The sequence below is a fragment of the Methylobacterium sp. CB376 genome, from assembly GCF_029714205.1.
Classification (GTDB): domain Bacteria; phylum Pseudomonadota; class Alphaproteobacteria; order Rhizobiales; family Beijerinckiaceae; genus Methylobacterium.
In genome coordinates this window covers 3,534,691-3,558,582 of record NZ_CP121648.1, presented here as the reverse complement: position 1 = coordinate 3,558,582, position 23,892 = coordinate 3,534,691, and the positions used below count along the sequence as shown (strand labels likewise).

Below are 23,892 nucleotides of genomic sequence, written 5' to 3'. Positions count from 1 at the left end.
GGGCTTCGCTCAGGCGCCGCGCGGGCTCGGGATCCGCTTGATCCCTTCGGGATGGCGGATGTGGGCTTCGCTCAGGCGCCGCGCAGGCTTGTGATCCGGGATCCGCTTCGATCAAGCGGATCCCGGATCACATCCGCCCGGCCCGCGGATGCGCCGCCTCGAAGGCGCTCATCAGGCGGGCGGAATCGACCTTGGTGTAGATCTGCGTGGTGGCCAGCGAGGCGTGGCCGAGCAGGTCCTGGATCGCGCGCAGGTCCCCCTGCCGCGCCAGGAGATGCGTGGCGAAGGAGTGGCGCAGGGCGTGGGGCGTCGCGCTGTCGGGCAGGCCGAGGGCGCCGCGCAGGGACGCGACCGCGAGCTGCACCACGCGGGGCGAGAGCGGGCCGCCCTTCTGCCCGACGAAGAGCGGGCCGTCCGGCGCGAGCGCGTAGGGGCAGGCGGCGAGGTACTCGGCCAGGGCGGCCTGGACCGGGGCGATCACCGGCACCATGCGGGTCTTCTGCCCCTTGCCCACGATGGTGAGCGTGTCGAGGCCGCCGACCGGCGCATCCTTGCGCCGCAGGCCCAGCGCCTCGCCGATGCGCAGACCCGCCCCGTAGAGCAGCGCGAGCACCGCCGCGTCGCGGGCGAGCACCCAGTCGGGGCGATCCTCGCCGGCCCGGATGTCGGGGCTTGCCAGCGCCACGGCGGCGGCGACCGGGAGGGGCCGTGGCAGCCGCCGCTCCACCTTGGGCGAGCGCACGGCGGAGAGGGCCGAGACCGTGCCGTGCCCCTCCCGCTCCAGGTGGCGGGCGAAGGAGCGCAGGGACGCGAGCGCCCGCATCAGGCTGCGCCCGCCGATCCCCTCGGCCCGGCGCGCGGCCATGAAGGCGCGCAGGTCGCGCGGCTTGAGGGCGACGAGGGACGGGATGTCGGGCTGGGTTCCCGCCCGCGCGCGGTGGGCCAGGAACTGGCGCAGGTCCCGCGCATAGGCCTCGACGGTGTTGGGCGAGAAGCGGCGCTCGCGCGCGAGCAGGGTCAGCCAGGAGGCGACCGCCTCCCGCACGTCCGCGGCGCCGGGGAGGAGGTCGGGGGGCGTGGTCTGGAGCACGGCGCGGGTCCCTCGTGGCGCCGCCCCGCCGGGGCGGCCGCCCCAGCAGACCCGTCAGCCGTTGAGGCTCCGTTGACGACGCGCCCGCCATCCACCGCGGGTTGCGCCCGCCCTCAGCCCGGCTCGAAGGCCAGCACCACCCCGTGCCGCGCCTGCGCGCCCGGGGCGAGCAGGCGCTGCGAGTCGCGCTCGGCGAGTTCGCCCGAGAACCCGACCCAATCCGCGTGGCCGGTCCAGCATTCGAGGGAGAGGAAGGGGGCACTCGGCCGCGTCCAGACGGCGAGGTGCGGGAAATCCTCCGCCTCGAGCCGGATCGCGGCGCCGGAGGGGGCGACGAAGCGCATCCAGCGGCTGCGCGCGGCGAGGAAGACCAGGGCCTCCGTGAAGGTCTCCGGATCGAGCGCCAGGAGGTCGCCGTCGAGCGGCACCGGGCGCCGCTCGCGCCGCAGCAGCCCGCCCGGGCCGACCTCCGGCACGGCGGGCGTCTCGGCCCGCTCGAACTGCACCGCGTAGCCGCCCCCCGCCCGGCGCGCGCCGCCCGCGAAGGGCCACGGGAAGGCCGGGTGGAAGCCGAGGGCGTAGGGGAGGGGCTCCTCGCCCGGATTGGCGACCTCGCAGGCGAGGGCGAGTTCGCCCGGGCGCAGGCGCGCCGTGATCTCGAGCCGGAACCGGAACGGGTAGCGCGCCAGCGTCGCCTCGCTCTCCTCGAGCCGCAGGCGGACGTGGTCGGGACCCTGCTCGACCAGGGTGAAGCGGCTGTCGCGGGCGAAGCCGTGCTGCCCCATCGGGTAGGCGCGGCCCGCGACCGTCACCTGCCCCTCCGCCGAGGCGCCGACGACCGGGAAGAGCCAGGGGGCGTGGCGGTTCCAGTGCGCGGGGTCGCCGCCCCACAGGCATTCGCGGCCCGCCACCTGCCAGGAGACCGGCTCGGCGCCGTCGAGGGCGATGCGGGCGCGGGTGTCGCCGCTGCGGATCTCCACCGTCTCACTCATCGCGATCTCCCCGGGCGGCCGCGCCCGGGCCGCGGCGCAGAGTTAGACCACCGCCCCGGCCAGGGTCCAGCTTGCACCGGGCGCGGGTCGCCGGGCGGGCCGCGCGGCCGGCCATGCGCAGGGCGCAATGCGCGCCGGAGTTGACCTGCTCCCTGGCCCGGGGCTTGCTGTGCGGCGGCCCATCCCCGCTCACCCCAGAGTCCGCCATGCCCGTCATCAACCGCGTTTCCGCCCTCGCCGACGAGATCACGGGCTGGCGCCGCGACTTCCACCAGCACCCGGAACTCCTCTACGCGGTGGACCGCACCGCCGGCATCGTCGCCGAGAAGCTGCGCGCCTTCGGCTGCGACGAGGTGGTGACCGGGCTCGGCAAGACCGGCGTCGTCGGCCTCATCCGGGGCCGCAGGGCCGAGTCCGGCCGCACGATCGGGCTGCGCGCCGACATGGACGCGCTGCCGATCGAGGAGGCGACCCAGCTGCCCTACCGCTCGACCGTGCCCGGCACGATGCACGCCTGCGGCCATGACGGCCACACCGCGATGCTGCTCGGCGCGGCCCGGTACCTCGCCGAGACCCGCAACTTCGACGGCACGGCGGTGGTGATCTTCCAGCCGGCGGAGGAGGGCGGCGGGGGCGGCGCCGCCATGGTGAAGGACGGCCTCATGGAGCGCTTCGGCATCCAGGAGGTCTACGGGCTGCACAATAAGCCGGGACTGCCCCTCGGCTCCTTCGCGATCCGGCCCGGGCCGATCATGGCGGCGGCGGACCGCTTCACGATCACGATCGAGGGGCGCGGCGGCCACGCGGCCGCGCCGCACGATTGCATCGACACGGTGGTGGTCGCCGCCCAGATCATCACGGCCCTGCAATCGGTTGTGGCGCGCAACGCCGACCCGATCGCCTCCGCGGTGGTGTCGGTGACGACCGTGCGGGCGGGCGACGCCTTCAACGTCATCCCGCAGACGGCGGTGCTGAACGGGACGGTGCGCTGCCTCGCCGAGCCGGTGCGGGCGCTGTGCGAGGCGCGGATCGGCGCGCTCGCGGCCGGGATCGCCGAGGCCTTCGGGGCGCGCGCCACGACCCACTACGTGCGGGGCTACCCGGTGACCGACAACCACCCGGATCAGGCCGCCTTCATGGCCGACGTGGCCGAGGAGGTCGCGGGCGAGGCCGGGGTGAACCGCGCCGTCGACCCGATGATGGGGGCGGAGGACTTCTCCTACATGCTGGAGGAGCGGCCGGGCGCCTACATCTTCCTCGGCACCGGCGACGGGCCCGGCCTGCACCACCCGGCCTACGATTTCAACGATGCCGCCACGCCCTACGGCGTGTCCCTGTGGGCGCGGCTGATCGAGCGGGCGATGCCGGCCTGAGCCTCATTCCGCCGGCCGGGGCCGAAGGGCTCAGCGGTGCGGCGGCGAACCGAAGGACCGCGTCGGCGAAACACGATGCGAGACCAAGAGACCGAGCAGAATTGCATGGGGCAATTCCGCTTGGAGGAGGCGAGAGCGGATGCGCCTCGCCCCGGCGGCCCAGGATGCTGCCGCATCGGGCCGTCGACCATCATGAATCGTCGACGCAAGCCGGTGGCGTGACGAACATTCGGGAACCGAACCGACGGTCATGAGACAGGGCCGTCGGGATCAGAGATCGAAGCTGACGCCCTGGGCGAGGGGCAGGGCGCGGCCGTAATTGATCGTGTTCGTCGCCCGCCGCATGTAGGCCTTCCAGGCATCCGAGCCGGCCTCGCGCCCGCCGCCCGTCTCCTTCTCGCCGCCGAAGGCCCCGCCGATCTCGGCGCCCGAGGGGCCGATATTGACGTTGGCGATGCCGCAATCGGACCCGGCCGCCGACAGGAAGGTCTCGGCCTCCCCGAGGTCGCGGGTGAAGATCGAGGAGGAGAGGCCCGCCGCCACCGCGTTCTGGGCCGCGATCGCCGCGGCGAGGTCGCGGTAGGGCACCACGTAGAGGATCGGCGCGAAGGTCTCGCGCAGCATCGGGCCGGCCTGCGCCTGCATCTCGACCAGGGCCGGGCGGAGATAGGCCGCCTCCTCGCCGCGGATGTCGGTCAGGCGCTGCCCGCCATGGATCGCGGCGCCGAGGGCGCGGGCCTCGTCGAGGGCGCGGGCCATGGCCTCGGCCGCCGCGACGTCGATCAGCGGGCCGACCAGCGTCGCCGGGTCGCGAGGGTCGCCGATCCGCACCGAGGCGTAGGCCTGCCGCAGCCGCGGCAGGAAGCTCCCGGCGACGCTCTCGTGCACGAAGAGGCGCCGCAGCGTGGTGCAGCGCTGGCCGGCCGTGCCCATCGCCGCGAAGGCGACGGCCCGCAGCGCGAGGTCGAGATCCGCCGAGGGCGCGATGATCGCGGCGTTGTTGCCGCCGAGTTCCAGGATGGCGCGCGCGAAGCGCGCGGCCAGGATCGGCGCCACCCGACGCCCCATCGCGGTCGAGCCGGTGGCCGAGACGAGGGGGATGCGCGGATCGGCCACCAGCGCCTCGCCCAGGGCCCGCCCGCCGATCAGCACCGAGAGCAGCCCGGGGGGCGCCTCGGGCCCGAAGCGCGCGAGCGCGCGCCCGGCGATGGCCTGTACGGCCAGGGCCGTGAGCGGCGTCTTCTCCGAGGGCTTCCAGACCACCGGATCGCCGCAGACCAGGGCGAGCGCCGCGTTCCAGGACCAGACCGCCACCGGGAAGTTGAAGGCCGTGATCACCCCGCAGGGCCCGAGCGGGTGCCAGACCTCCATCATGCGGTGGTCCGGGCGCTCGGTCGCGATGGTGAGGCCGTGGAGCTGGCGCGAGAGGCCGACCGCGAAGTCGCAGATGTCGATCATCTCCTGGACCTCGCCGAGGCCCTCGGAGAGGATCTTGCCGGCCTCCAGGGTGACGAGCCGGCCGAGATCGGCCTTGGCGGCCCGCAACTCCTCGCCGAGGAGCCGCACCAGCTCGCCGCGGCGGGGCGCCGGCACCCTGCGCCAGGCCGGGAAGGCCTCCGCGGCCGCCGCGATGGCCGGCCCGGCCTCCCGGGTCTCGGGCAGGTGGCCGATCACCAGCCCGTCGATGGGCGAGCGGACCGGCAGGCCCGTCCTGGCGAAGGAGGCCGGGACGCCGAGCCGCTCCAGCACGGCGAGGAGGTCGTCGCGGATGGAGAGGACGGTCGGGGCCATGCGGGTGTCCGGGGCTGGGGGCAAAAGGCGGCCGCGCCGGAGCACCTCGCCGGCGCGGCCGCGGATCCGGCCGGGGGCCCTCAGGCCGCCTTGTTCTTCGGGCTGATCAGCTTGCGGTTGATCAGCACCTCGGCGATCTGGACCGTGTTCAGCGCCGCGCCCTTGCGCAGGTTGTCGGAGACGCACCAGAAGGACAGGCCGTTCTCGACCGTGATGTCCTCGCGGATGCGCGACACGTAGGTCGCGTCCTCGCCCGCCGCCTCGTGGGGCGTGATGTAGCCGCCCGGCTCGCGCTTGTCGTCGACCAGCACGCCGGGCGCCGAGCGCAGGATCTCGCGCGCCTCCTCGGCGCTGATCGGCCGCTCGAACTCCACGTTCACCGCCTCCGAATGGCCGATGAACACCGGCACCCGCACGCAGGTCGCCGTCAGCTTGATCTTGGGATCCAGCATCTTCTTGGTCTCGGCCACCATCTTCCACTCCTCCTTGGTGGAGCCGTCCTCCATGAAGACGTCGATGTGGGGGATGACGTTGAAGGCGATCCGCTTGGTGAACTTCTGGACCTTGACCTCGCCGGCCGTGAAGACGGCGCGGGTCTGGTTGAACAGCTCGTCCATGGCGTCCTTGCCGGCGCCGGAGACCGACTGGTAGGTGGCGACGACGACGCGCTTGATGGTGGCGGCGTCGTGCAGCGGCTTCAGCGCCACCACGAGCTGCGCGGTCGAGCAGTTCGGGTTGGCGATGATGTTCTTCTTCGAGAAGCCGACGACCGCGTCCGCGTTCACCTCCGGCACGATCAGCGGCACGTCGGAATCGTAGCGGAAGGCCGAGGAATTATCGATCACCACGCAGCCCTGCGCGCCGATCCGCGGCGACCATTCCTTCGAGGTCTCGCCGCCCGCCGACATCAGGCAGATGTCCGTGTCGGAGAAGTCGTACTGGTCGAGGGCCTGGACCTTCAGCGTCCTGTCGCCGAAGGAGACCTCCTGGCCCAGGCTGCGGCGCGAGGCCAGCGCCACGACCGTATCGGCCGGGAAGGCGCGCTCCGCCAGGATGTCCAGCATCTCCCGGCCGACATTGCCGGTGGCTCCCACGACGGCGACCTTGTAACCCATCTCACTCACTCCAGCTTGGCGACGACCCTCCCCGGAGATCGTGATCGGGCCTCGCTCGAAGGAGCCCGGCCTCCGTCCGCCGCGGACGGGGAGGGATCCGAGGACGACGCGAGGCTTCAGCCGGCGATGACCGCCGTCAGCGCTTTCGTTTTCGTCGTCTGCGACGCGGCACGCATGGCGCGGTGAATCGTCCCCGGACGGTGCTCCGCTCATCGGAGGCACGGCCGAGCGCACCAACACCGCGCGGCGGCGGATCTGTCAAGGGCCGCTTGGCCGCGCCGGCAACAGAATCGCGCGGCCGTCATGCGGTGACGGATTGTTCACCACGTTCGCGCGCTTCCGTGGACGGCGCGCCGGCGTCAACCGGATGGCGAGGCCTGCGCGCTTGCATGGCGGGGCGGCCGCGCGACGGCCGCGCGAGCGTTCGGAGGCCCCGTGAGGCATCGGGATTTCGATGACGCGGCCCTCACGCGGGCCGGCCGGGCCCTGGCCCGGGATCTCGGTCCCGCCGAGCCCGTCCTGCCGCGCCCGCTGCCGCGGGCGGCGGGCGGCGGGGGCTGGCGCCTGCTGCGGCGCTGCATCGGCGCGGCCGCCGTGATCGCGCTCCTGAGCATCCTGGCGGGCGAGCGGCGGCAGGCGGAGGCCGAGGCGCAGGCCGCCGCGGTCGCGGCCGCGCCCCCCTGGGAGGGCGTGGCGGCGGACCGCTACGCCCTGGAGGGCGACGAGGAGGTGCGCGCCACCGCCCGCCGCCGGCCGAGCCTCGGCCTGCGCGAGGACAGCCTCGTCGCCGGCGCGTTCGGCAGCATCGAGCAGCCCTTCCTGCGCCTGACCCTGGCCGAGTCCCCCGACCCGGAGGCGAGCCTGTTCGTGACCCTCGCCCGCCGCGCCGCGGAGCATGACGGGCTCGCCGTCCTGCGCGCGGGCGACCGCGGCGCGATCGAGAGCCGCTTCGGGCCGGTCGAGACCGTCGAGGCGACGCTCTCGGGGCCGGAAGGGCGCCGCGCCTGCACGGCCTTCCGCCTCCTCGACGCGGGAATGCGCCTCGACGGCTGGCTCTGCGCGCCGCTGGGCCTGCCGCCCGAGCCCGCGGCGGTCGGCTGCGCCATCGACCGCCTGACCGCGCGCCCCAGCGTCCTGCTGCCCGCCGGGATCGTCGATCTGCTGACGCGGCCGGCCCGGCCGGTCTGCGCGCCGCCCACGCCGCCCGCCGCCGCGCTGGCGCCCCGAAAGGGGCGCGACCGGAAGAATGCGGCGAAAGTGCGACAATCAGCCCAAGCGTTGCTGGAGCCCGGAACCACGGCCGCGCTCGGACGTCATCCTGAGGCAAGCCGCTGACCTTTCCTTATGACCTCGCCGCCTAGGGTGCGGCGCGACAACGAGGTTCCGCCATGCGCACGTCCAGACTGGCCCTGATCGGCCTTCTCTCCCTCGCGGCGCTCGGCGCCGAGACCGCCGCCTCCCAGGCCCAGGATTCCTACGTCATCCGCAGCACCCGCGGCGGCCAGGGCCTCGCCATCCGGGTGCGCCCGCGCAGCTGGCTCGATGCCGGCAACGTCGTGGAGGCGAATTCCGGCGCCGTCTCCAACCCGGCGACGAACCCGCACTTCATCACCGCCTCGTACCTCGCCTCGCCGCCCTACATCGCCAACCGCGAGCGCTTCGGCGGCTTCGGCGTGCTGCCCGACCCGATCACCAACGGGCCGTTCATCGGCGCCCGCCGCGCCGCCGTCACGGTCGACCTCTCGGGCCTCGACTACCTCGACCCGACCTCGCCGCGGGCGCGCGGCTACTGATCCGCGCAACATTCGTGATCCGAGCAGCTTGCGCCGACGCGGTCGCCGCTTCGGCGGCGAACCGAAGCACCGCGTCAGCGAAACATGATGTGGAGACAAGGGCCTGAGCAGAATCACCCGACGCCGTTCTGCCCAGGGCCGCCCCCGGGACGCTCGCGGCGCGGGCGGCCGGCTCCCGGACGACCCGCCGCGGGCCCGGCCGAGGCCGTGCCTCGCGGGATCCGGCCGGGGGCGGTCGCCATTCGGGCCAAGCCGCTGACGTGCCGTTCTTTTCTCCGGCGAACCGGCGCCGCCCGCGCGGGACGCTGCGCGGCATCGCCCTATTCTCATTCCGGCCGCGACCGCGTACATGACGGGGCTGTCGCCCCATTCCCCCATCCGCGAAGGCCGGTTCGTTGAAGAAAGCGTTCGTCAAATCCTACGGCTGCCAGATGAACGTCTACGACGCGGCCCGGATGGTCGACCTCCTCGGCCGCGAGGGCTTCGCCGAGACGGAGGCGATGGAGGAGGCGGACGTCGTCATCCTCAACACCTGCCACATCCGCGAGAAGGCGGCCGAGAAGGTCTATTCCGAACTCGGCCGGGTGCGGGACCTGAAGGGCGAGCGGGCCGGGGCGGGGCGCGAGACCACGATCGTGGTGGCGGGCTGCGTGGCGCAGGCGGAGGGCCGCGAGATCATCCACCGGGCCCCCGCCGTCGACGTGGTGGTGGGACCCCAGAGCTACCACCGGCTGCCGGAGCTCCTGGCCCGCGCCCGGGACGGCAAGGTCGTCGACACCGAGTTCCCCCTCGACGACAAGTTCGACCACCTGCCCCCGCGCCGCGTCGCCGGTCCCTCCGCCTTCCTCACCGTGCAGGAGGGCTGCGACAAGTTCTGCGCCTTCTGCGTCGTGCCCTACACGCGGGGGGCGGAGGTGTCGCGGCCCGTGGCGAAGATCCTCGCCGAGGCCGAGCGGCTGGCCGCGGGCGGCGCGCGGGAACTCACCCTGATCGGCCAGAACGTGAACGCCTTCCACGGCGAGGGGCCGGACGGGCGCCCGTGGTCCCTCGGGCGCCTGATGCGCCGCCTCGCGGAGGTGCCGGGCATCGCGCGGCTGCGCTACACGACCAGCCACCCGCGGGACATGGACGACGACCTGATCGCGGCCCACCGGGACTGCCCGGCGGTGATGCCCTACCTGCACCTTCCGGTGCAGTCGGGCTCCGACCGCATTCTGGCGGCCATGAACCGCCGGCACGACGCGGACACCTACCGGCGGCTGATCGACCGGATCCGGGCGGCGCGGCCGGACATCGCCCTCACCTCCGACTTCATCGTCGGCTTCCCGGGCGAGACCGACGCGGACCACGCCGAGACGATGCGGCTCGTGGCGGAGATCGGCTTCTCGGGCGCCTTCTCGTTCAAGTACAGCCCGCGCCCGGGCACGCCCGCGGCGGAGAGCGCCGACGCGGTGCCGGAGGCGGTCAAGCGCGAGCGCCTCGCCGCGTTGCAGGCGCTGATCGACGGGCAGGCCCGGGCCTTCAACCTCGCCAGCCTCGGCCGCACGGTCGAGGTGCTGATCGAGAAGCCCGGCCGTCATCCGGGCCAGGTCGCCGGCAAGTCGCCCTACCTCCAGGCGGTGCAGATCGAGGCGGAGCCGGCGGTGATCGGGACGATCCTGCCGGTGCGCCTCACCCGCGCCGGATCGAACAGCCTGTTCGGGGAACGGGCCGAGGCGGCCCCGGCCGCCGCAGCATAGGGGACGCATGTGCGACCGGGCGACAACGCGGGACGCGGCGGACGGGGGCGCGAGGGGCCGGGCAGGCCGGTCGCTGGCCTGAGCGAGGCCGCCGAGATCGCGCTCACCTTCGACGACAACCGCCTCGCCAGCCTGGTCTTCGGCCAGTACGACCAGAACGTGGCGCATCTGGAGCGGCGGCTCGGCGTGACCGCGACCGCGCTCGGCAACCACGTGGTGGTCAAGGGCACGCCGGAGGCCGCCGAGCGGGCCCGGATCGTGCTGGAGACCCTCTATGCCCGGGTGCGCGACGGCGGCGGGCTGCCGCTGACCCTCGGCGACGTCGACGGCGTCATCCAGGAGGCCTCCCTGCAGGGCAGCCTGTTTCCGGCGAGCGAGGCCCCGTCGAACGGCGAGCGCGCGCAGTTCGACCAGATCGCCACCCGCCGCCGCGGGGCCGTGCGGGCCCGCAACGCCGCGCAGGACGCCTACATCAAGGCCCTGCGCGCCAACGAACTCGTCTTCGCCGAGGGGCCGGCCGGCACCGGCAAGACCTGGCTGGCGGTCGGCCACGCGGTCTCGCTCCTGGAGCAGGGCCACGCGGAGCGGCTGATCCTGTCGCGCCCGGCCGTCGAGGCGGGCGAGCGCCTCGGCTTCCTGCCCGGCGACATGCGCGAGAAGGTCGATCCCTATCTCCGCCCGATCTACGACGCGCTCTACGACTTCATGGAGGCGCGCCACGTCGACCGGGGCCTGCAGACCGGCATGATCGAGATCGCGCCGCTCGCCTTCATGCGCGGGCGCACCCTCACCAACGCGGTGGTGCTGCTGGACGAGGCGCAGAACACCACCTCCATGCAGATGAAGATGTTCCTGACCCGCCTGGGCGAGAACTCGCGGATGATCGTGACGGGCGATCCGAGCCAGATCGACCTTCCGCCCGGCCAGAAATCCGGCCTCGTCGAGGCGGTCCGCATCCTGGAGGGCGTGGAGGGGATCGGGCGCGTCACCTTCAAGGACGCGGACGTGGTCCGGCACGACCTGGTGCGGCGGATCGTCAGCGCCTACGAGGCGGATACGAGCCGCGCCGGGGCCGAGGACCGTCCCGCCCCGCGCCGCGGGGCCTGAGCCGTGGAGAACGAGATCGACGTCGTCCTGGAGGACGAGCGCTGGGAGGCGGCCATCCCGGATCTCGGCCCCTTCGTGCGCCGCGCCGTCGAGGCGGCCCTGGCGATCCTGCCGCCCGCGGAGGCGGTCGAGGTGAGCGTCCTGCTCACCGACGACGAGGCGGTGCAGGAGCTCAACCGCACATGGCGCGGCAAGGACAAGCCGACGAACGTGCTCTCCTTCCCGGCCGGCCACGCCCATGGCGGGGCGCCGCGGCCCCTCGGCGACGTGGTTCTTGCGTATGACACGATGCTGCGCGAGAGTGGGGAGCAGTCGAAGCCTCTCGGCCACCATCTCGCGCATCTGCTGGTTCATGGCACGCTCCATCTCCTGGGCCAGGATCATGAGACCGGCGAGGCCGAGGCCGAGGCGATGGAGGCTCTGGAGGCCGCGGCCCTGGCGCGGCTCGGCGTTCCGGATCCCTACGGCGAGCCCGCGGAATGAGCCGCGGATCCTGCAATTCCAGACCAGAGAGACATGAGCAACGATCGAAGTCGTGGCGCCGCCGCGACCGCCCAGCCCGCCCCGGACGAGGACAGTCCGGCCCGTGAGCCGTGGTATGACCGTCTCCTCACCATCTTCCACCTGAAGCCGCGGGAGGCTCCGCGCGACGAGATCACCGACGCGCTGGCGGAGGCGCAGTCGGGCGATCACGCCTTCTCGCCCGTCGAGCGGGCGATGCTGAAGAACGTGCTGAGCCTGCACCGGGTGCGGGTCGACGACGTGATGGTGCCGCGGGCCGACATCGTCGCCGTGCCGGCGGAGATCTCCCTCGGCGAACTCCTGAAGGTGTTCCGGACGGCGGGCCATTCGCGCCTGCCGGTCTACGGCGACACCCTGGACGATCCCCGCGGCATGGTCCACATCCGCGACTTCGTCGACCACCTCGCCACCCGCGCCGAGGCCGGCGCGGCCCACGGCGCCAAATCCCCGGCCAGATCCCCGGCCAACTCCCCGGCCAACTCCCCGGCCAAGCCCGCGGCCGAGCCGCCGCCGGTGATCCAGGGGGACGGGCGGGCGCGCCGGCCGCACCTCGCCCGGACGCCCGACCTGTGCGAGGTCGATCTCGACCTCTCCCTCGCCGCCACGCGGATCCTGCGGCCCGTGCTCTACGTGCCGCCCTCGATGCCGGCGATCGACCTCCTGGTGCGGATGCAGGCCAGCCGGACCCACATGGCCCTCGTCATCGACGAGTATGGCGGGACCGACGGGCTGATCTCGATCGAGGACCTGATCGAGGTCGTGGTCGGCGACATCGAGGACGAGCACGACGTGGCCGAGGGGCACCGGGTGCTGCGGGTCGACGGCGAGGCCGAGATCTACGTGGCGGATGCGCGCGCGAGCCTCGACGACGTCGCGGAGGCGACCGGCTTCGACATCGCCGGGGCGGTGGGCGAACTCGCCGAGGAGGTCGACACGATCGGCGGCCTCGTCGTCACCATCACCGGGCGGGTGCCGTCCCGGGGCGAGGTCGTGGCGGTTCCGGGCGACTTCGAGGTCGAGGTGCTGGACGCCGATCCACGCCGCATCAAGCGGCTTCGCCTCCACCACGGCCCGGCCAAGCTCGCCGCCCCGGAGGAGCCCCTGGCCCTGCCGGCACCCCGCACGCTCAACGGCAGCGGCGCCCCGGTCGACGCCGGGGCGTGAGGGTGGGGGCCCCTCGGCCCCCGCCCGTCCCCGCGGAGCGAATCCGGAGGCGCCCCCCGACCCGTCCGGGCACGTCCAGGCGCGCGGGAGAGGCCGCGCGGCCTCCGGGCGCGATCCCGCGATCGCCGGCCCGCGCGGGGCGGCGCGCCCCGGGAGGGCCTCGCGCGCCCGCGGCGGCCTCGGCGGCCTCGGCGGCGCCACTGTTATCGTCCCTTCATCTTCCCGGGCCAGTGCGGCCGGGGCCTCACCGCCTCGCGCCGGACCGGCGGCCTCACTCGACCACGGCGAATCACCCCATGCGGCCAGACGGAACGGATTTCGCGGCGCCCTCGCGGCTCGGAGCCCTCGCGGACCGCTTCGCCCTGGCGGGCGGCTGGCGCCGGCTCGCGCTGGCGTGGCTGGCGGGCGCCTGCGGCGCCCTGGCCATGCCGCCCTTCGGGGTCCTGCCCGCCCTGGCGGTGGCGCTCGTCCCGGCGGTCTGGCTCCTCGACGGCGCCGCGACGGGGAGCGGCCGGCTGCGCCGCGTCCTCGCCACGGCGGCCAGCGCCGGGGCGATCGGCTGGGCCTGGGGCTTCGGCTACTTCGTCGCCGGGCTGTGGTGGCTCGGCGCCGCCTTCCTGGTCGATGCCGACGAGTTCGCCCTGCTCATGCCCCTCGGCGTGCTCGGCCTGCCCGCCCTGCTCGGGCTGTTCTTCGGGCTCGGCTTCGCCCTGGCGCGGCTCGTCTGGTCGCGGGGCGCCGGGCGGATCGCCGCCCTGGCGGCCGGCCTCGCCGCCTCCGAGTGGCTGCGCGGGCACTTGTTCACGGGCTTCCCCTGGAACACCCTCGGCATGGCGCTCGGCCAGAACCTCTGGCTGATGCAGGCGGCCTCCGTCGTCGGGCTCTACGGCCTGACCCTGCTCGCCGTCCTGATCGGGGCGGCGCCCGCCACGCTGGCCACCGGCGCGACCGCCCGGGCGCGCCGCTGGCCGACCCTGGCCGCTCTGGCGGGACTCGCGCTCCTCGCCGGGGCGGGCGCCCTGCGCGTCCCCGCCGGCAAGGTGCCGGAGGTGCCGGGCGTGCGGCTTCGCCTCGTCCAGCCCGACATCCCCCAGGACGCGCGCTTCAACCCGCGCAACCGCGAGGGCATTCTTCAGCGCTACCTCGGCCTCAGCGACAGCGCGACCGGCCCCGGATCGAGCGGGCTCGCCGACGTCACCCACCTGATCTGGCCCGAATCGGCCTTCCCGTTCCTGATCCAGCGCGAGCCCCGGGCGCTCGGCCAGATCACCGCCGCCCTGCCGCCGGGCAAGTACCTCGTCACCGGCGCCGCGCGCGCGGACGAGCCCCTGCCGGGGGAGCGCCTGCACTTCTACAACGGCATCCTGGTCATCGGCGCCGAGGGCTTCGTCGGCGTGCCCTACGACAAGCACCACCTCGTCCCGTTCGGGGAGTACCTGCCCGCCCCGGTCGACCGCATCCTGCGCGCGCTCGGCCTGCGGCAATTCGTGTCCGTGCCGGGCGGCTTCACCGCCGCCGAGGGCGCGAGGCGCCCGTTCTCGGTGCCGGGCCTGCCGGCCGCCGCGGCCTCGATCTGCTACGAGGTCATCTTCCCCGGCGCCGTCGTGCCCTCGGTGAGCCCGCGGGCCGGACTGATCCTCAACCTGACCAACGACGGCTGGTTCGGCGACACGCCCGGGCCGCGGCAGCATTTCGCCCAGGCCCGGCTGCGTGCCGTAGAGGAAGGTCTGCCGCTCGCGCGTGCTGCCAACACGGGCGTCTCGGCCATGGTCGATCCTTACGGACGGGTGACTGGCATGCTCCCAGTCGGGGCGGAGGGCGTCCTCGATGTGAGGCTGCCGCGCGACCTAGGGGAAAGTACGATCTACGCACGTTTTGGCGATTTGTTTTTCGTCGCATTGCTTCTAGGGTCGGTCCTGCTGGCCGCGGGCGCCCGAATCGGGAGCGCACGCCCGTAAGGCCACCGTGCGGGGTGTGGAGCAGGACTTGAAGAAAGCACCGGATCCGATCGATCGTCATGTTGGCCACCGGGTGCGGGTGCGGCGGCTTCTCATGGGGGTAAGTCAGGAGAAGCTGGGGGATGCGCTCGGCGTCACCTTCCAGCAGATCCAGAAGTACGAGAAGGGCGCCAACCGCATCAGTGCGAGCCGGCTGCAGCAGATCGCCGAAATGCTCGGCGTGCCCGTGGGATTTTTCTACGAGGGCGCGCCGCGCAGCGAGAACGGCCACGACGAGGAGCGCGGCGACGCGGCGCGCGCCCCGAGCGTCGACCTGTTCTGGACGAGTCAGGACCTCCAGCTCGTCCGCGCCTTCCAGCGCGTGAACGATCCGCTCCTGCGCCGGCGAGTCGTCTCGCTGGTCGAGGCGATGGGCGGCGGCAAGGACGCGGTCGTCGAGGAGTGATCCGCGGTCCGGACGATCACGTCCGGACCGCGGATCACGAGCCCGCGCCGCGCGTGAGCGAAGCCGACATCCGCATGACGCCTCCGGCGACCGGTCCGGCAGGCGAATCGCCGGACCGTGCGGCCGGACCGGCCTCCCGGGGGTGCTCAGCCGCCTCCCGCCCGGCCCCGGTCCGCGGGCGCCTCGCGGGACGGGAGGCCGAGCAGCGCGCGGGCCTCGTCCGGGGTCGCCGGAGCGCGATCGAGCAGGGCCAGGAGCGCCACCGCCTTCTCGACGAGGGCGGCGTTGCTCGGGGCCAGCTGGCCGCGCGAGAGGTAGAGATTGTCCTCCAGCCCGACCCGCACGTGGCCGCCGGCCGTGGCGGCGAGCGCCAGGATCGGAAACTCCGCCCGCGAGATCCCGAAGGCCGACCAGATCGCGTCCGGCGGCAGCCGGTCGCGCATCTGCAGCAGCGTCTCCGGCGTCGCCGGCGCCCCCCAGGGGATCCCGAGGCAGATCTGGAACAGGGGCGGCCGGTCGAGGTAGCCCTCGGCGATCAGCTGCTTGGCGAGTTCGATCTGGCCGAGATCGAACACCTCGATCTCCGGCCGCGCGCCGGCGTCGCGGATGCGCGCCGCCATCTCGCGCAGGTGGCCCGGCGTGTTGAGGAAGGCGTGCTCGCCGAAATTCATCGTCGCCACGTCGAGAGTGCAGATCTCCGGGCGCAGCGCCGTCACGTGCCGGGTCCGGGCCTCCGGCGAGGCGAGGCTGGTGCCCGGGCCCGCCCGGGCCGGCTCCTCGTCGGGGCCTGGCACGAAGCGCCCGCCCGCTCCGGTCGTCAGGTTGAGGATCACCGCCTCGTCGCGCTCGCGGATGCGCTCGACGACCTCGCGGTAGAGGGCGAGGTCCATGCTCGGCTTGGCGGTGCCGGGGTCGCGCACGTGGATGTGGACCACGGCGGCCCCGGCCTCGGCCGCCTCCAGGGCCGAGCGCGCGATCTCCTGCGGGGAGACCGGCACGGCCGGGTTCCGGGACGGCGTGTCGAACGAGCCCGTGAGGGCGCAGGTGATGACAGTCTTGCCCGAGAGGGTGGTGGCGGACATGCGTGCCTCCCCGCGTCAGTCGCTGCCGCCGTCGACCACCAGGGTCTCGCCGGTCACGTAGGCCGCGCCCGCGGCCAGGAAGAGCATCGCCTCGGCGATGTCCTCGGGCTTGGCGAGCCGCGCCAGCAGGGTGCGCGACAGGGTCGCCTGCTTGCGCTCGGCCGGCCAGGCCTCGGTCCAGGGCGTCTCGACCAGGCCCGGCGCGACCGCGTTGACCCGCACCTCGGGGGCGAGCGCCCGGGCGAGGCTGCGGGTGAGGTTCACGAGCCCCGCCTTGCTGGCCGAGTAGGCGATGCTGGAGCCGCGCCGGCCGAGGCCGGCCACCGAGGCCGTGTTGACGATGGCGCCGCGCCGGGCCCGGAGGGCGGGCGCCGCGGCGCGCGCGCAGCGGTACGGGCCGATCAGGTTGGTCGAGAGGATCGTCTGCCAGAACTCCTCCGTCATCGCGTCGAGATCGGCGAAGGGAATCGGCTGGGCGGTGCCGGAGGTGCCGGCATTGTTGATCAGGACGTCGAGGCCGCCGAGCGCCTCGACCGCCCGGCCGACCAGCGCCTCCGCCTCGCCCGCCTGCGCGACGCTGCCGGCGACGGCCGTGACGCGGTAGCCCTCCGCCGCGAGGCGCGCGGCGGCCTCCGGCCCGCGCCCGTCCTCGGCCAGGTGATTGAGGGCGACCGCCGCGCCGCAGCGCGCGAACAGGGTCGCGGCCGCGAGCCCGATCCCCGACGCTGCCCCGGTCACCAGGACGGATTTCCCCCTCAGGTCCGCACTGATCATCCGCGTTTCCACCCTGCGAAATCGTGTTTCGCGCGAAACTGGCAGGGTGGACGGGGCCTGTCCAGCGGCGTCAGCGGATCAGGCGGTCGGCATGGGCGGCGCCGAGCCCGATCCGCTCGTAGTGCCGGCGCACCGCGTCGAGCTTGGTGAAGACGTCCTCGTAGCCGAGCGCCTGGCCGTAGGGATCGACGTAGGTATAGCCGCCCGTGACGTGGAACAGGGTGGCCATCTCGGTCACGTCGTCGGGCACGACCAGCGTGTGGGTCTCGCCGGGGGGCTCGAAGGCGTAGTCGCCGGGCGTCGCCTCCCACTCGTGCTCCAGGTAGCGCCAGCGCCCGCGCAGGGTGAAGGCGTGGACCGGCCCGCTGTGCCGGTGCCGCGACAGCACGCCCGCCGCCCGCACCCGCAGGATGTTCACGTAGTAGCCCTGGCTCACGCAGAGCACGAGGGGCTTGAAGGCGACGTCCGCCGATTGGGGCACCCAGTCGCGCTCGTCGCCGTCGAGGGCGAGGGCGCCGCCCACGAAGATGTCCGGCACCATGCCGCCCGGCTGCGGCAGCTGGTAGGCGATCTTGCGGGTGTCGAGGCGGGTGTCGAGGCGGGTGTCGAGGGCGGTGCGGGCAGTCTCGGTCATGGGGCCTCCGGATCTCGTCCCACAAGCTCTACGCGCGCAGGCGCCGGCAGATCCACCCCGCGCGGCGCGCGGCCGGCCACGCTCATCCTCCGTCAAGGCAAGTCCAGCGTCGAGGCAAGTCCAGGCGAGGCGGCAATGCTTGCTCCCGATTGACGCGAACGGCATATTGTCGGGTGCTTGCGCCGCGGCTCAGGGCAAACCATTAAAATACATATGCTCATGACGTATATATAGCGCCGTGCCTGCGGGCGCATAATCTGTGGGTGCGCTGGCGCACAAACTGACATGTCACCCATGATTATTCGGTCGGCGGGCGCGGAGCCGACGATTGTCAGGGAGCGATCTCGGACGTATGCCCCGGCCGGCAGCTTCGCAGGATCCGGACCATGCCGAGAGAGCGCGGAAAACGGCTTCAGATGGCGTTGGCGCTGCGGGGGAGGACCAAGCTCTACGCGTTTGCGGCGGAACTCGACGTCAATCCGAGTTCCGTGACGCGCTGGGTTGGCGGCGGGGAGATCTCGACCGAGCACGCCGTGCGCATATGCGAGGTGCTCGACGTCTCGCTGGACTGGCTGCTCCTGGGGCGCGGCGCGCCGGACCTCGCGGCCGATCGCGCGATCTCGGAGCGGGAGGCGAGGCTGCTGGCGACCTGCCAGCACCTGCCGTGCGACCTCGTCGACCAGGTGATCGGCCTGTTCGCGTGCCTGACCAAGCACGCGCGCTGACCGCGGGGGCGCCGGGACGGTTCGCGGCGGGAGGAGGGCGCCCCGGCGAACGGGGCGCCCTCCCGGGGATCCGCGGTGCCGGCTCCCGCTCGCCGGCGGGCGGCCTCGGGCGGGTTACGCCTCGAAGCAGAGCTTCCTGCCGGCGTTGGTGGGACTCGTGGCATTGTCCAGCCAGCCATTGACGTCCGTCGTATCGAGCGCCACCAGCCGGCCGGCATTGGCCTTGATTTTCAGAGTCAGAACCGAGAACTCGGTGCGGCGCACCTCGTAGCTCTGCTTCGAGACTTCCGATTTTCCGTTCTTGTCGTGCGCCATGTACAGCGCTGTATAGTAGACATAGAGCTTCGGTTGTGACAGATTGCTCATATCAATCGTCGATTGCGAGAACAAGTTCTTCCATTGTTGTGAATGTTCCTGGCCGAAGACGGATTTCGCCATGTCGGCGATGGCCGTCTTGATCGTCTGAAGATCCTTCGACGATACTCCCGTGTATAGATTGCTGATTTGATCGATAAGAAGGTTGTAATCTTTGCTCTCAAAGGTCTGCTTGGTGGTGTTGTTCGTCAAGAGGCCGAAGAACGGGTTGTTGCCGATCTCGGTGACGTAGCCGTTGAACGCTGCCGCCAGGGCCTCCGGGGTGAGCGTGGCCGGGTTGAAGTTGGCGCGCTTCTGGCTGTGCTGGAGGATGCTGGAGACCGCGGTCGGAAGGTTGGTGAGTTCCGTGTAGATCGCGGTCCCGCTCGCGTTCGGGTCGGCGGTGTCCTCACCGAGGAACGTCCCGCGCGCCGTCGCCGCGGCATTGTCGGCGAACACGAAATGATCATAATATTGGGGGATATTGTAAATCCAGCTATTCACGACATCATCTTCACTGAAGGTATTCATGTTAGATCCTCACTGATCATCGGCCACGACTCGGCGGCCGCGGACAGTCATAGCGCAATCCCTCGCGCCTATCTTGCAATGTATTTGCGCCGGTAAGCCGTAAGAGAGGAAGAATTTTCGTCAGGCGCAATCGAAAGCAGCGAAAATTGATTTGTCCATGCAACGGATGGATCATTTCATGTCTTGAGAAGCTGCCCGTGTCCGGAGCCAGGCAGATCGCGACGATCGGCAAATCTCCGGATGCGAGCGAGGCGTCGAGGCGGTCGAGAGAGGCATGCCTTAGAGTTTAATAATCTAACCTAGAGTGCGTTTCGGCCGCCGTCGCGGGGCGCTGCCGCGTGCCGAGCCGGAGACGGCGCCCCTGCGCGGGGTCCGGGTTCCGGGAGAGCGGGCCGGGAGAACCGGGCCGGGGCGGCGACCGCCGCTCAGCGCAGGGGCAGGAAGCCGGAGAAGCCGATCGCGAGTGGGCCGCCGGGATCCGGCGCGCCGGTCGAGCCCCGGGCGGGCGCGTCGCCCGGCCCCGTCACGACGATCGCGCCGTCGGCGGCGGACAGGAAGGCGGTGAGCGGGATGGGGCCGAGGCCGCCGATCTCGCCCAGGGTGACGGGCCGGGAGGCCAAGCTGGCATCGCCCCGCACCGGCAGGCCGCCGATCCTGAGCGGGAGGCGCGGGCGCCAGGAGGGATCGGCCGGCGCGACGACCCGGCCCTCGAAATGGAGGCCGTCCTCCGCGTACCAGTAGCGCCCCTGCTGGGCGGCGCCGCGCGGCGGCGCGCCGGGCGCCTGCCGCGCCAGCACCGGCGTCCAGGGGAACGGCGCGACCCGGTTCGGGCCGTACTGGCCGCGCCGCGCCCCCGGCGGCAGCCCGTAACCCCAGCCGTTGAAGTCGTTGCCGGCGACGCGGTGGCCCGCGAGGTCTGTCCCGATCCTCACCAGCGCCCCCGCGCCCGGGGCGTTCAGCGCGGTGTTGTTCGTCGCCACCAGGACGCCCCCTCCGTCCTGGGACAGGAACCCGGCCTCGAGCCGCGCGCCCTCCTGCACGGCCAGCGCCGTGTTGCTCATCATCAGGCGGCCGCCCGTGACCTCCGCGGCCGGGAAGCGGCCGACCAGCTGCTCGACATGGCCCCCGAGCACGCTGAGGAGGCCGCCCGTCACCCGGAGGCTCGGCGCCAGGGTGCCGCCGGTGAGCCGCAGGCTCTGCACCAGCACCGTGCCGCCCTTCACCAGCAGCGCCGGCCCGTCCGCCCGCGCATCGGCCCCCTTGGTCGAGCTGACCTGGCCGAGCATCACGTCGCCGTCCTCGTGGATGTAGGCGGCGCGGTCTCCGTCGAGCTGGATCTGGGCGATGTGGCGGGCGGCGCCCTTGCAGCAGCCCTGGGCCGTGCAGCAGCCGTGCGCCCTGGCCACGACCTTGTTCTGGAAGGTCGTGATCGCCTTGACGTCGAGCCCGTCCGCCCGCCCGAACTCCACGCAGGTGCCCTGCCCATCGCCCCACACGGCCATCAGCTCGGGATCGGCCGCGAAGTCGAACGGGAAGCAATGCACCGAGGTCACGTGCACGAAGTCGAGGGCGCCGTCGATCAGCAGGCCCTGGTTGAACATCCCGAGTTCGAGCAGGTCGATCTGCAATCCGCCGGGATTCGGGCCCTCGACCGGCTGGTGCCCGTTGATGCCGTTCCAGGCGTTCGAGAGGCGCAGATGGCCGATCTTGTAGCGGCTGGCGTTCCGCACATCGATGGCCCAGGGGTAGCGGCGCAGGGTGTCGCGGCTGGTGGCCCCGCTCTGGTCGAAGACGATGCCGATCCGGTCGATCCCGGAACTGTCGCCCACCGCCACCTCGATGACGGCGGCGGAGCCCTGGTAGCACGGCCCGACCTTCAGGATGGTCGAGGTCACGCCGTCGCCGAGCAGGAGTTGGCCGCTCGCCTGGGGCAGGCTGCCGCAGACCGGGTAGGTGCCGGCCGGGAATCGCAGGGCACGCCCCGTCGCCAGGGCCTCGCGCAGGTAGGGCGTGAGGTCGGCCGTGGATCGTCGCGCGCGGATGCCGGCGCGCAGGGGCTCGGGGATGAACGCCATCACGTCGAGCCCGTCCGGCGCCGCCGCGTCCGGGCCGGCGGCCGGCGCCCCGCCGCGCTCCGGGGCCGCCGGGGCCGCCGCGGGCAGGAGGAGCGCGAGCGCGAGTGCGGTGACGAGTCGGAGGGCCATGCTGCATTTCCCCTGGCTGGTCCCTTGGCCGGCCCCTCGGCCGACCCCTCGGCCGACCCCTGGCCGGTCCCGGCCCCGCCTCCGGCCTGCGCGCCGCCCGGCGCGCTACTCGACGATGCCGAGCGCCCGCATCCGGGCGATCGTCTCCAGGAGTCTGGGCCCGGTCTCGCGGCGCAGCACCGCCTCCGTCATCACGAAGGCCGGACCGCTGACATTGACCGCGAACAGGCCCTGGGCCCCCGGGCTGTGGATCGGGGCCGCCACCGCGTTGATCTCGGGGTGCCAGATGCCGACGCCGACGCAGAAGCCGCGCTCGGCCACCTCCGCCTGGCAGCGGGCGATGGTCCCCTCCAGGCGCGGCCACTCGGCCCCGGCCTCCGCGCGCAGGCGCGCGAGCAGGGGCGCGCGCTCGGCCTCGTCCATGCCCGCGAGCGTCGCCATGCCCATGGCGCTGCGGGCGAGCGGGAGGTGGAAGCCGACCTCCCGCGAGATGGTGATGGTCTGGCCGACGCCGCGCCAGAGCTGGATGTAGACGCTGTGCAGCCCGTCGCGCAGGCCCAGCGCCACGTGGGCCTGGACCGCCGTGGCGAGGTCCTGCAGGTAGGGCTTCGCCATCTGCGGGAAGGAGTTCTGGCGCAGGAAGGCGGCCGAGAGGGCGAGCACCGCCGGCCCCAGCCCGTAGCGCTCGCCATCCTCCCCGTGGACGAGGTAGCCGAGCGCCAGCAGCGTGTGCGTCAGGCGCGACACGGTCGGCTTCGGCAGGCCGGTGCGCGCCGCGATCTCCCGGTTGCCGAGCCACTCGGACGCGTCCCGGAAGGCGCGCAGCACCTGCAACCCTCGGGCGAGGGCGGTGACGAACTGGCGGTCGCCGTCCTCGCCGTCGGGGCGCGCGGGATCCCGCCACCCGGCCGCGGCGCGGCCGCGCGGCGTGTCGCGGCCCGGCGCGAGAGCCTCTGACATGTTCAGCCCCGTCTGGCATGGCCGCGCCCGCGGCCCCGGGCGCAACCCTGCCGATCCGCCGCCATTCCGGCAACCCGTTTCGCGATGCGGACCGCTATTTCGCGTCTTGACCCGTCCCGGGTGCGCGGGCAGGGTTCGGCCCTGGCCGCCCGGCCGTCGCGCCGGCGGCCGGCCCGACGGCGACGCCGAACACGGCGCGCGGTACGATGACAATCAAGACGAAAACGCCACCCGGAGGAGACGCCCTTGTTGAGATCGATCGCACGCACCGCCGCGGCCGGCATCCTGGCGCTCGCGGCCGGGGCGGCGCTGGCCGCGCCCGCCACCCTCAAGATCGCCTTCATCGATCCGCTGTCCGGCGGCGGCGCCGGCACCGGCGAGGCCGGCCTCAAGACCTTCCAGTTCATGGCCGAGCGCCTCAACGCCAACAACCCCGACCTGAAGCTCGAAGTCCTCGGCTACGACAACAAGCTCAATCCGCAGGAGAGCCTCGTCCAGCTTCAGAAGGCGATCGATTCCGGCGCCCGCGTCGTCGTGCAGGGCAACGGTTCGAGCGTGGCCTCCGCCATCGTCGACTTCGTCAACAAGTACAACGATCGCAACCCTGGCAAGGAGGTCGTCTACCTCAACTACGCCGCCGTCGATCCCGTGCTGACCAACGCGAAGTGCAGCTACTGGCACTTCCGGTTCGACGCCAATTCCGACATCAAGATGGGGGCCCTGACGAATTTCCTGAAGGGCAAGCCCGAGGTCAAGAAGGTCTACCTGATCAACCAGGATTACTCGTTCGGGCAGGCGGTGCGCAGCGCGGCGCGCGCGATGCTGAAGGAGAAGCGTCCGGACGTGCAGATCGTCGGCGACGAGGTCGCGCCGCTGCAGAAGGTCAACGACTTCTCGCCCTACGTCGCCAAGGTGAAAGCGTCCGGCGCCGACACGGTCATCACCGGCAACTGGGGCCAGGACATGGCGCTGCTGCTCAAGGCAGCGGCCGATGCCGGGCTTCAGGCCAATTTCTACACGTATTACGGCGGCGGGTCGGGATCGCCGACCGCGATCAAGCAGACGAATCTGGCCGACCGGGTCTTCCAGGTCGCCGAGGGCTACGCCAACATCCCGTACCCGGCCGGGCAGGAGTTCGAGAAGGCGTTCCGGGCCCGGGTCGGCCAGGAGCTGACCTATCCCCGCATCGTCAACCTGATGAACATCCTCGCCAAGGCCGCCGGCGAGGCGAAGTCGACCGACCCGAAGGCGATCGCGAAGGCGCTGGAATCCATCCACAACGACACGCTCTACGGCCAGGACAGCTTCATGCGGCCGGACGACCACCAGCTCTTCCAGCCGATCTACATCTCGCAATTCGGCCCCGTGGACACCGCCAAGCAATTCGACAGCGAGAATACCGGCTGGGGCTGGAAGGCGGCGGGCGAGGTCAGCGCGAAGGACACGCTGCTGCCGACCACCTGCAAGATGGACCGGCCGAGCTGAGGGCGGAAGGTCGGGAGGCGGTCGTCGGCCTTGCGCGACGGCCCCTCGGGAGCG

Annotated in this window: 21 protein-coding genes; 11 read left to right on the top strand and 10 right to left on the bottom strand. The window is 72.6% G+C overall.

Features of this window, described 5'->3' with window-relative positions; genetic code table 11:
- Positions 1-127 precede the first annotated feature (127 nt).
- Both QA634_RS16170 and QA634_RS16165 read right to left on the bottom strand, forming a co-directional pair.
- Positions 128-1,090, bottom strand: a complete 963-nt coding sequence (locus QA634_RS16170; protein WP_012332995.1) for a tyrosine recombinase XerC — start codon at positions 1,088-1,090, stop codon at positions 128-130.
- A gap of 113 nt (positions 1,091-1,203) precedes the next feature.
- Complete coding sequence (locus QA634_RS16165; protein WP_012332994.1) at positions 1,204-2,082, bottom strand: aldose 1-epimerase family protein; 879 nt, start codon at positions 2,080-2,082, stop codon at positions 1,204-1,206.
- Between the two features lie 206 nt (positions 2,083-2,288).
- On the opposite strand from QA634_RS16165, the gene QA634_RS16160 reads away from it, so the two are divergent.
- On the top strand, positions 2,289-3,455 hold the full coding sequence (locus QA634_RS16160; protein ID WP_012332993.1) for a M20 aminoacylase family protein: 1,167 nt from the start codon (positions 2,289-2,291) through the stop codon (positions 3,453-3,455).
- 270 nt (positions 3,456-3,725) lie between these two features.
- On the opposite strand, the gene amaB is transcribed toward QA634_RS16160, so the two are convergent.
- Together amaB and QA634_RS16150 are read right to left on the bottom strand one after the other, a co-directional pair.
- Complete coding sequence (gene amaB, locus QA634_RS16155; RefSeq protein ID WP_012332992.1) at positions 3,726-5,246, bottom strand: L-piperidine-6-carboxylate dehydrogenase; 1,521 nt, start codon at positions 5,244-5,246, stop codon at positions 3,726-3,728.
- An 80-nt stretch (positions 5,247-5,326) separates the two neighbouring features.
- Positions 5,327-6,361: an aspartate-semialdehyde dehydrogenase gene (locus QA634_RS16150; protein ID WP_012332991.1), complete on the bottom strand. Its 1,035-nt coding sequence runs from the start codon at positions 6,359-6,361 to the stop codon at positions 5,327-5,329.
- 435 nt (positions 6,362-6,796) lie between these two features.
- Between QA634_RS16150 and QA634_RS16145 the strand changes: the two genes are divergently transcribed.
- The 8 genes from QA634_RS16145 to QA634_RS16110 all read left to right on the top strand — a co-directional run bounded on the left by QA634_RS16145 (position 6,797) and on the right by QA634_RS16110 (position 15,089).
- A complete protein-coding gene (locus QA634_RS16145) occupies positions 6,797-7,696 on the top strand; it encodes a hypothetical protein (RefSeq protein WP_012332990.1) in 900 nt (299 codons plus the stop codon).
- Positions 7,697-7,749: 53 nt separating this feature from the next.
- Positions 7,750-8,154 (top strand): hypothetical protein, encoded by a 405-nt coding sequence (locus QA634_RS16140; RefSeq protein WP_012332989.1) that lies wholly within the window; start codon positions 7,750-7,752, stop codon positions 8,152-8,154.
- Positions 8,155-8,549: 395 nt separating this feature from the next.
- Positions 8,550-9,893, top strand: a complete 1,344-nt coding sequence (miaB, locus tag QA634_RS16135; protein WP_012332988.1) for a tRNA (N6-isopentenyl adenosine(37)-C2)-methylthiotransferase MiaB — start codon at positions 8,550-8,552, stop codon at positions 9,891-9,893.
- A gap of 9 nt (positions 9,894-9,902) precedes the next feature.
- Positions 9,903-11,000, top strand: coding sequence for a PhoH family protein (locus QA634_RS16130; RefSeq protein WP_012332987.1), 1,098 nt, complete (start codon positions 9,903-9,905; stop codon positions 10,998-11,000).
- 3 nt (positions 11,001-11,003) lie between these two features.
- On the top strand, positions 11,004-11,483 hold the full coding sequence (gene ybeY / locus QA634_RS16125; protein WP_012332986.1) for an rRNA maturation RNase YbeY: 480 nt from the start codon (positions 11,004-11,006) through the stop codon (positions 11,481-11,483).
- Between the two features lie 33 nt (positions 11,484-11,516).
- Positions 11,517-12,686, top strand: a complete 1,170-nt coding sequence (locus QA634_RS16120) for a hemolysin family protein (protein WP_012332985.1) — start codon at positions 11,517-11,519, stop codon at positions 12,684-12,686.
- 296 nt (positions 12,687-12,982) lie between these two features.
- Entirely contained in the window at positions 12,983-14,644 is a 1,662-nt protein-coding gene (lnt, locus tag QA634_RS16115) for an apolipoprotein N-acyltransferase (RefSeq protein ID WP_012332984.1), read from the top strand.
- A gap of 28 nt (positions 14,645-14,672) precedes the next feature.
- Positions 14,673-15,089 (top strand): helix-turn-helix domain-containing protein, encoded by a 417-nt coding sequence (locus QA634_RS16110; RefSeq protein WP_083784685.1) that lies wholly within the window; start codon positions 14,673-14,675, stop codon positions 15,087-15,089.
- A 146-nt stretch (positions 15,090-15,235) separates the two neighbouring features.
- Here QA634_RS16110 and QA634_RS16105 read toward each other — a convergent pair whose 3' ends face one another.
- From QA634_RS16105 to QA634_RS16095, 3 genes are all read right to left on the bottom strand, one after another.
- A complete protein-coding gene (locus tag QA634_RS16105; protein WP_012332982.1) occupies positions 15,236-16,171 on the bottom strand; it encodes a 3-keto-5-aminohexanoate cleavage protein in 936 nt (311 codons plus the stop codon).
- Between the two features lie 15 nt (positions 16,172-16,186).
- A complete protein-coding gene (locus tag QA634_RS16100) occupies positions 16,187-16,945 on the bottom strand; it encodes an SDR family NAD(P)-dependent oxidoreductase (RefSeq protein ID WP_012332981.1) in 759 nt (252 codons plus the stop codon).
- Positions 16,946-17,015: 70 nt separating this feature from the next.
- On the bottom strand, positions 17,016-17,579 hold the full coding sequence (locus tag QA634_RS16095) for a 2,4'-dihydroxyacetophenone dioxygenase family protein (RefSeq protein WP_012332980.1): 564 nt from the start codon (positions 17,577-17,579) through the stop codon (positions 17,016-17,018).
- 416 nt (positions 17,580-17,995) lie between these two features.
- Between QA634_RS16095 and QA634_RS16090 the strand changes: the two genes are divergently transcribed.
- The gene (locus QA634_RS16090; RefSeq protein ID WP_018260442.1) at positions 17,996-18,304 is read left to right on the top strand and encodes a helix-turn-helix domain-containing protein; all 309 of its coding nucleotides are present in this window, start codon (positions 17,996-17,998) and stop codon (positions 18,302-18,304) included.
- Between the two features lie 114 nt (positions 18,305-18,418).
- Here the strand turns inward: QA634_RS16090 and QA634_RS16085 are convergent, their stop codons facing one another.
- From QA634_RS16085 to QA634_RS16075, 3 genes are all read right to left on the bottom strand, one after another.
- A complete protein-coding gene (locus tag QA634_RS16085; protein ID WP_012332978.1) occupies positions 18,419-19,189 on the bottom strand; it encodes a hypothetical protein in 771 nt (256 codons plus the stop codon).
- A 425-nt stretch (positions 19,190-19,614) separates the two neighbouring features.
- Entirely contained in the window at positions 19,615-21,393 is a 1,779-nt protein-coding gene (locus QA634_RS16080; RefSeq protein ID WP_012332977.1) for a hypothetical protein, read from the bottom strand.
- A 105-nt stretch (positions 21,394-21,498) separates the two neighbouring features.
- Positions 21,499-22,353 (bottom strand): IclR family transcriptional regulator, encoded by an 855-nt coding sequence (locus QA634_RS16075; protein ID WP_012332976.1) that lies wholly within the window; start codon positions 22,351-22,353, stop codon positions 21,499-21,501.
- 249 nt (positions 22,354-22,602) lie between these two features.
- On the opposite strand from QA634_RS16075, the gene QA634_RS16070 reads away from it, so the two are divergent.
- Positions 22,603-23,838 (top strand): branched-chain amino acid ABC transporter substrate-binding protein, encoded by a 1,236-nt coding sequence (locus QA634_RS16070; RefSeq protein ID WP_012332975.1) that lies wholly within the window; start codon positions 22,603-22,605, stop codon positions 23,836-23,838.
- Positions 23,839-23,892 lie beyond the last annotated feature (54 nt).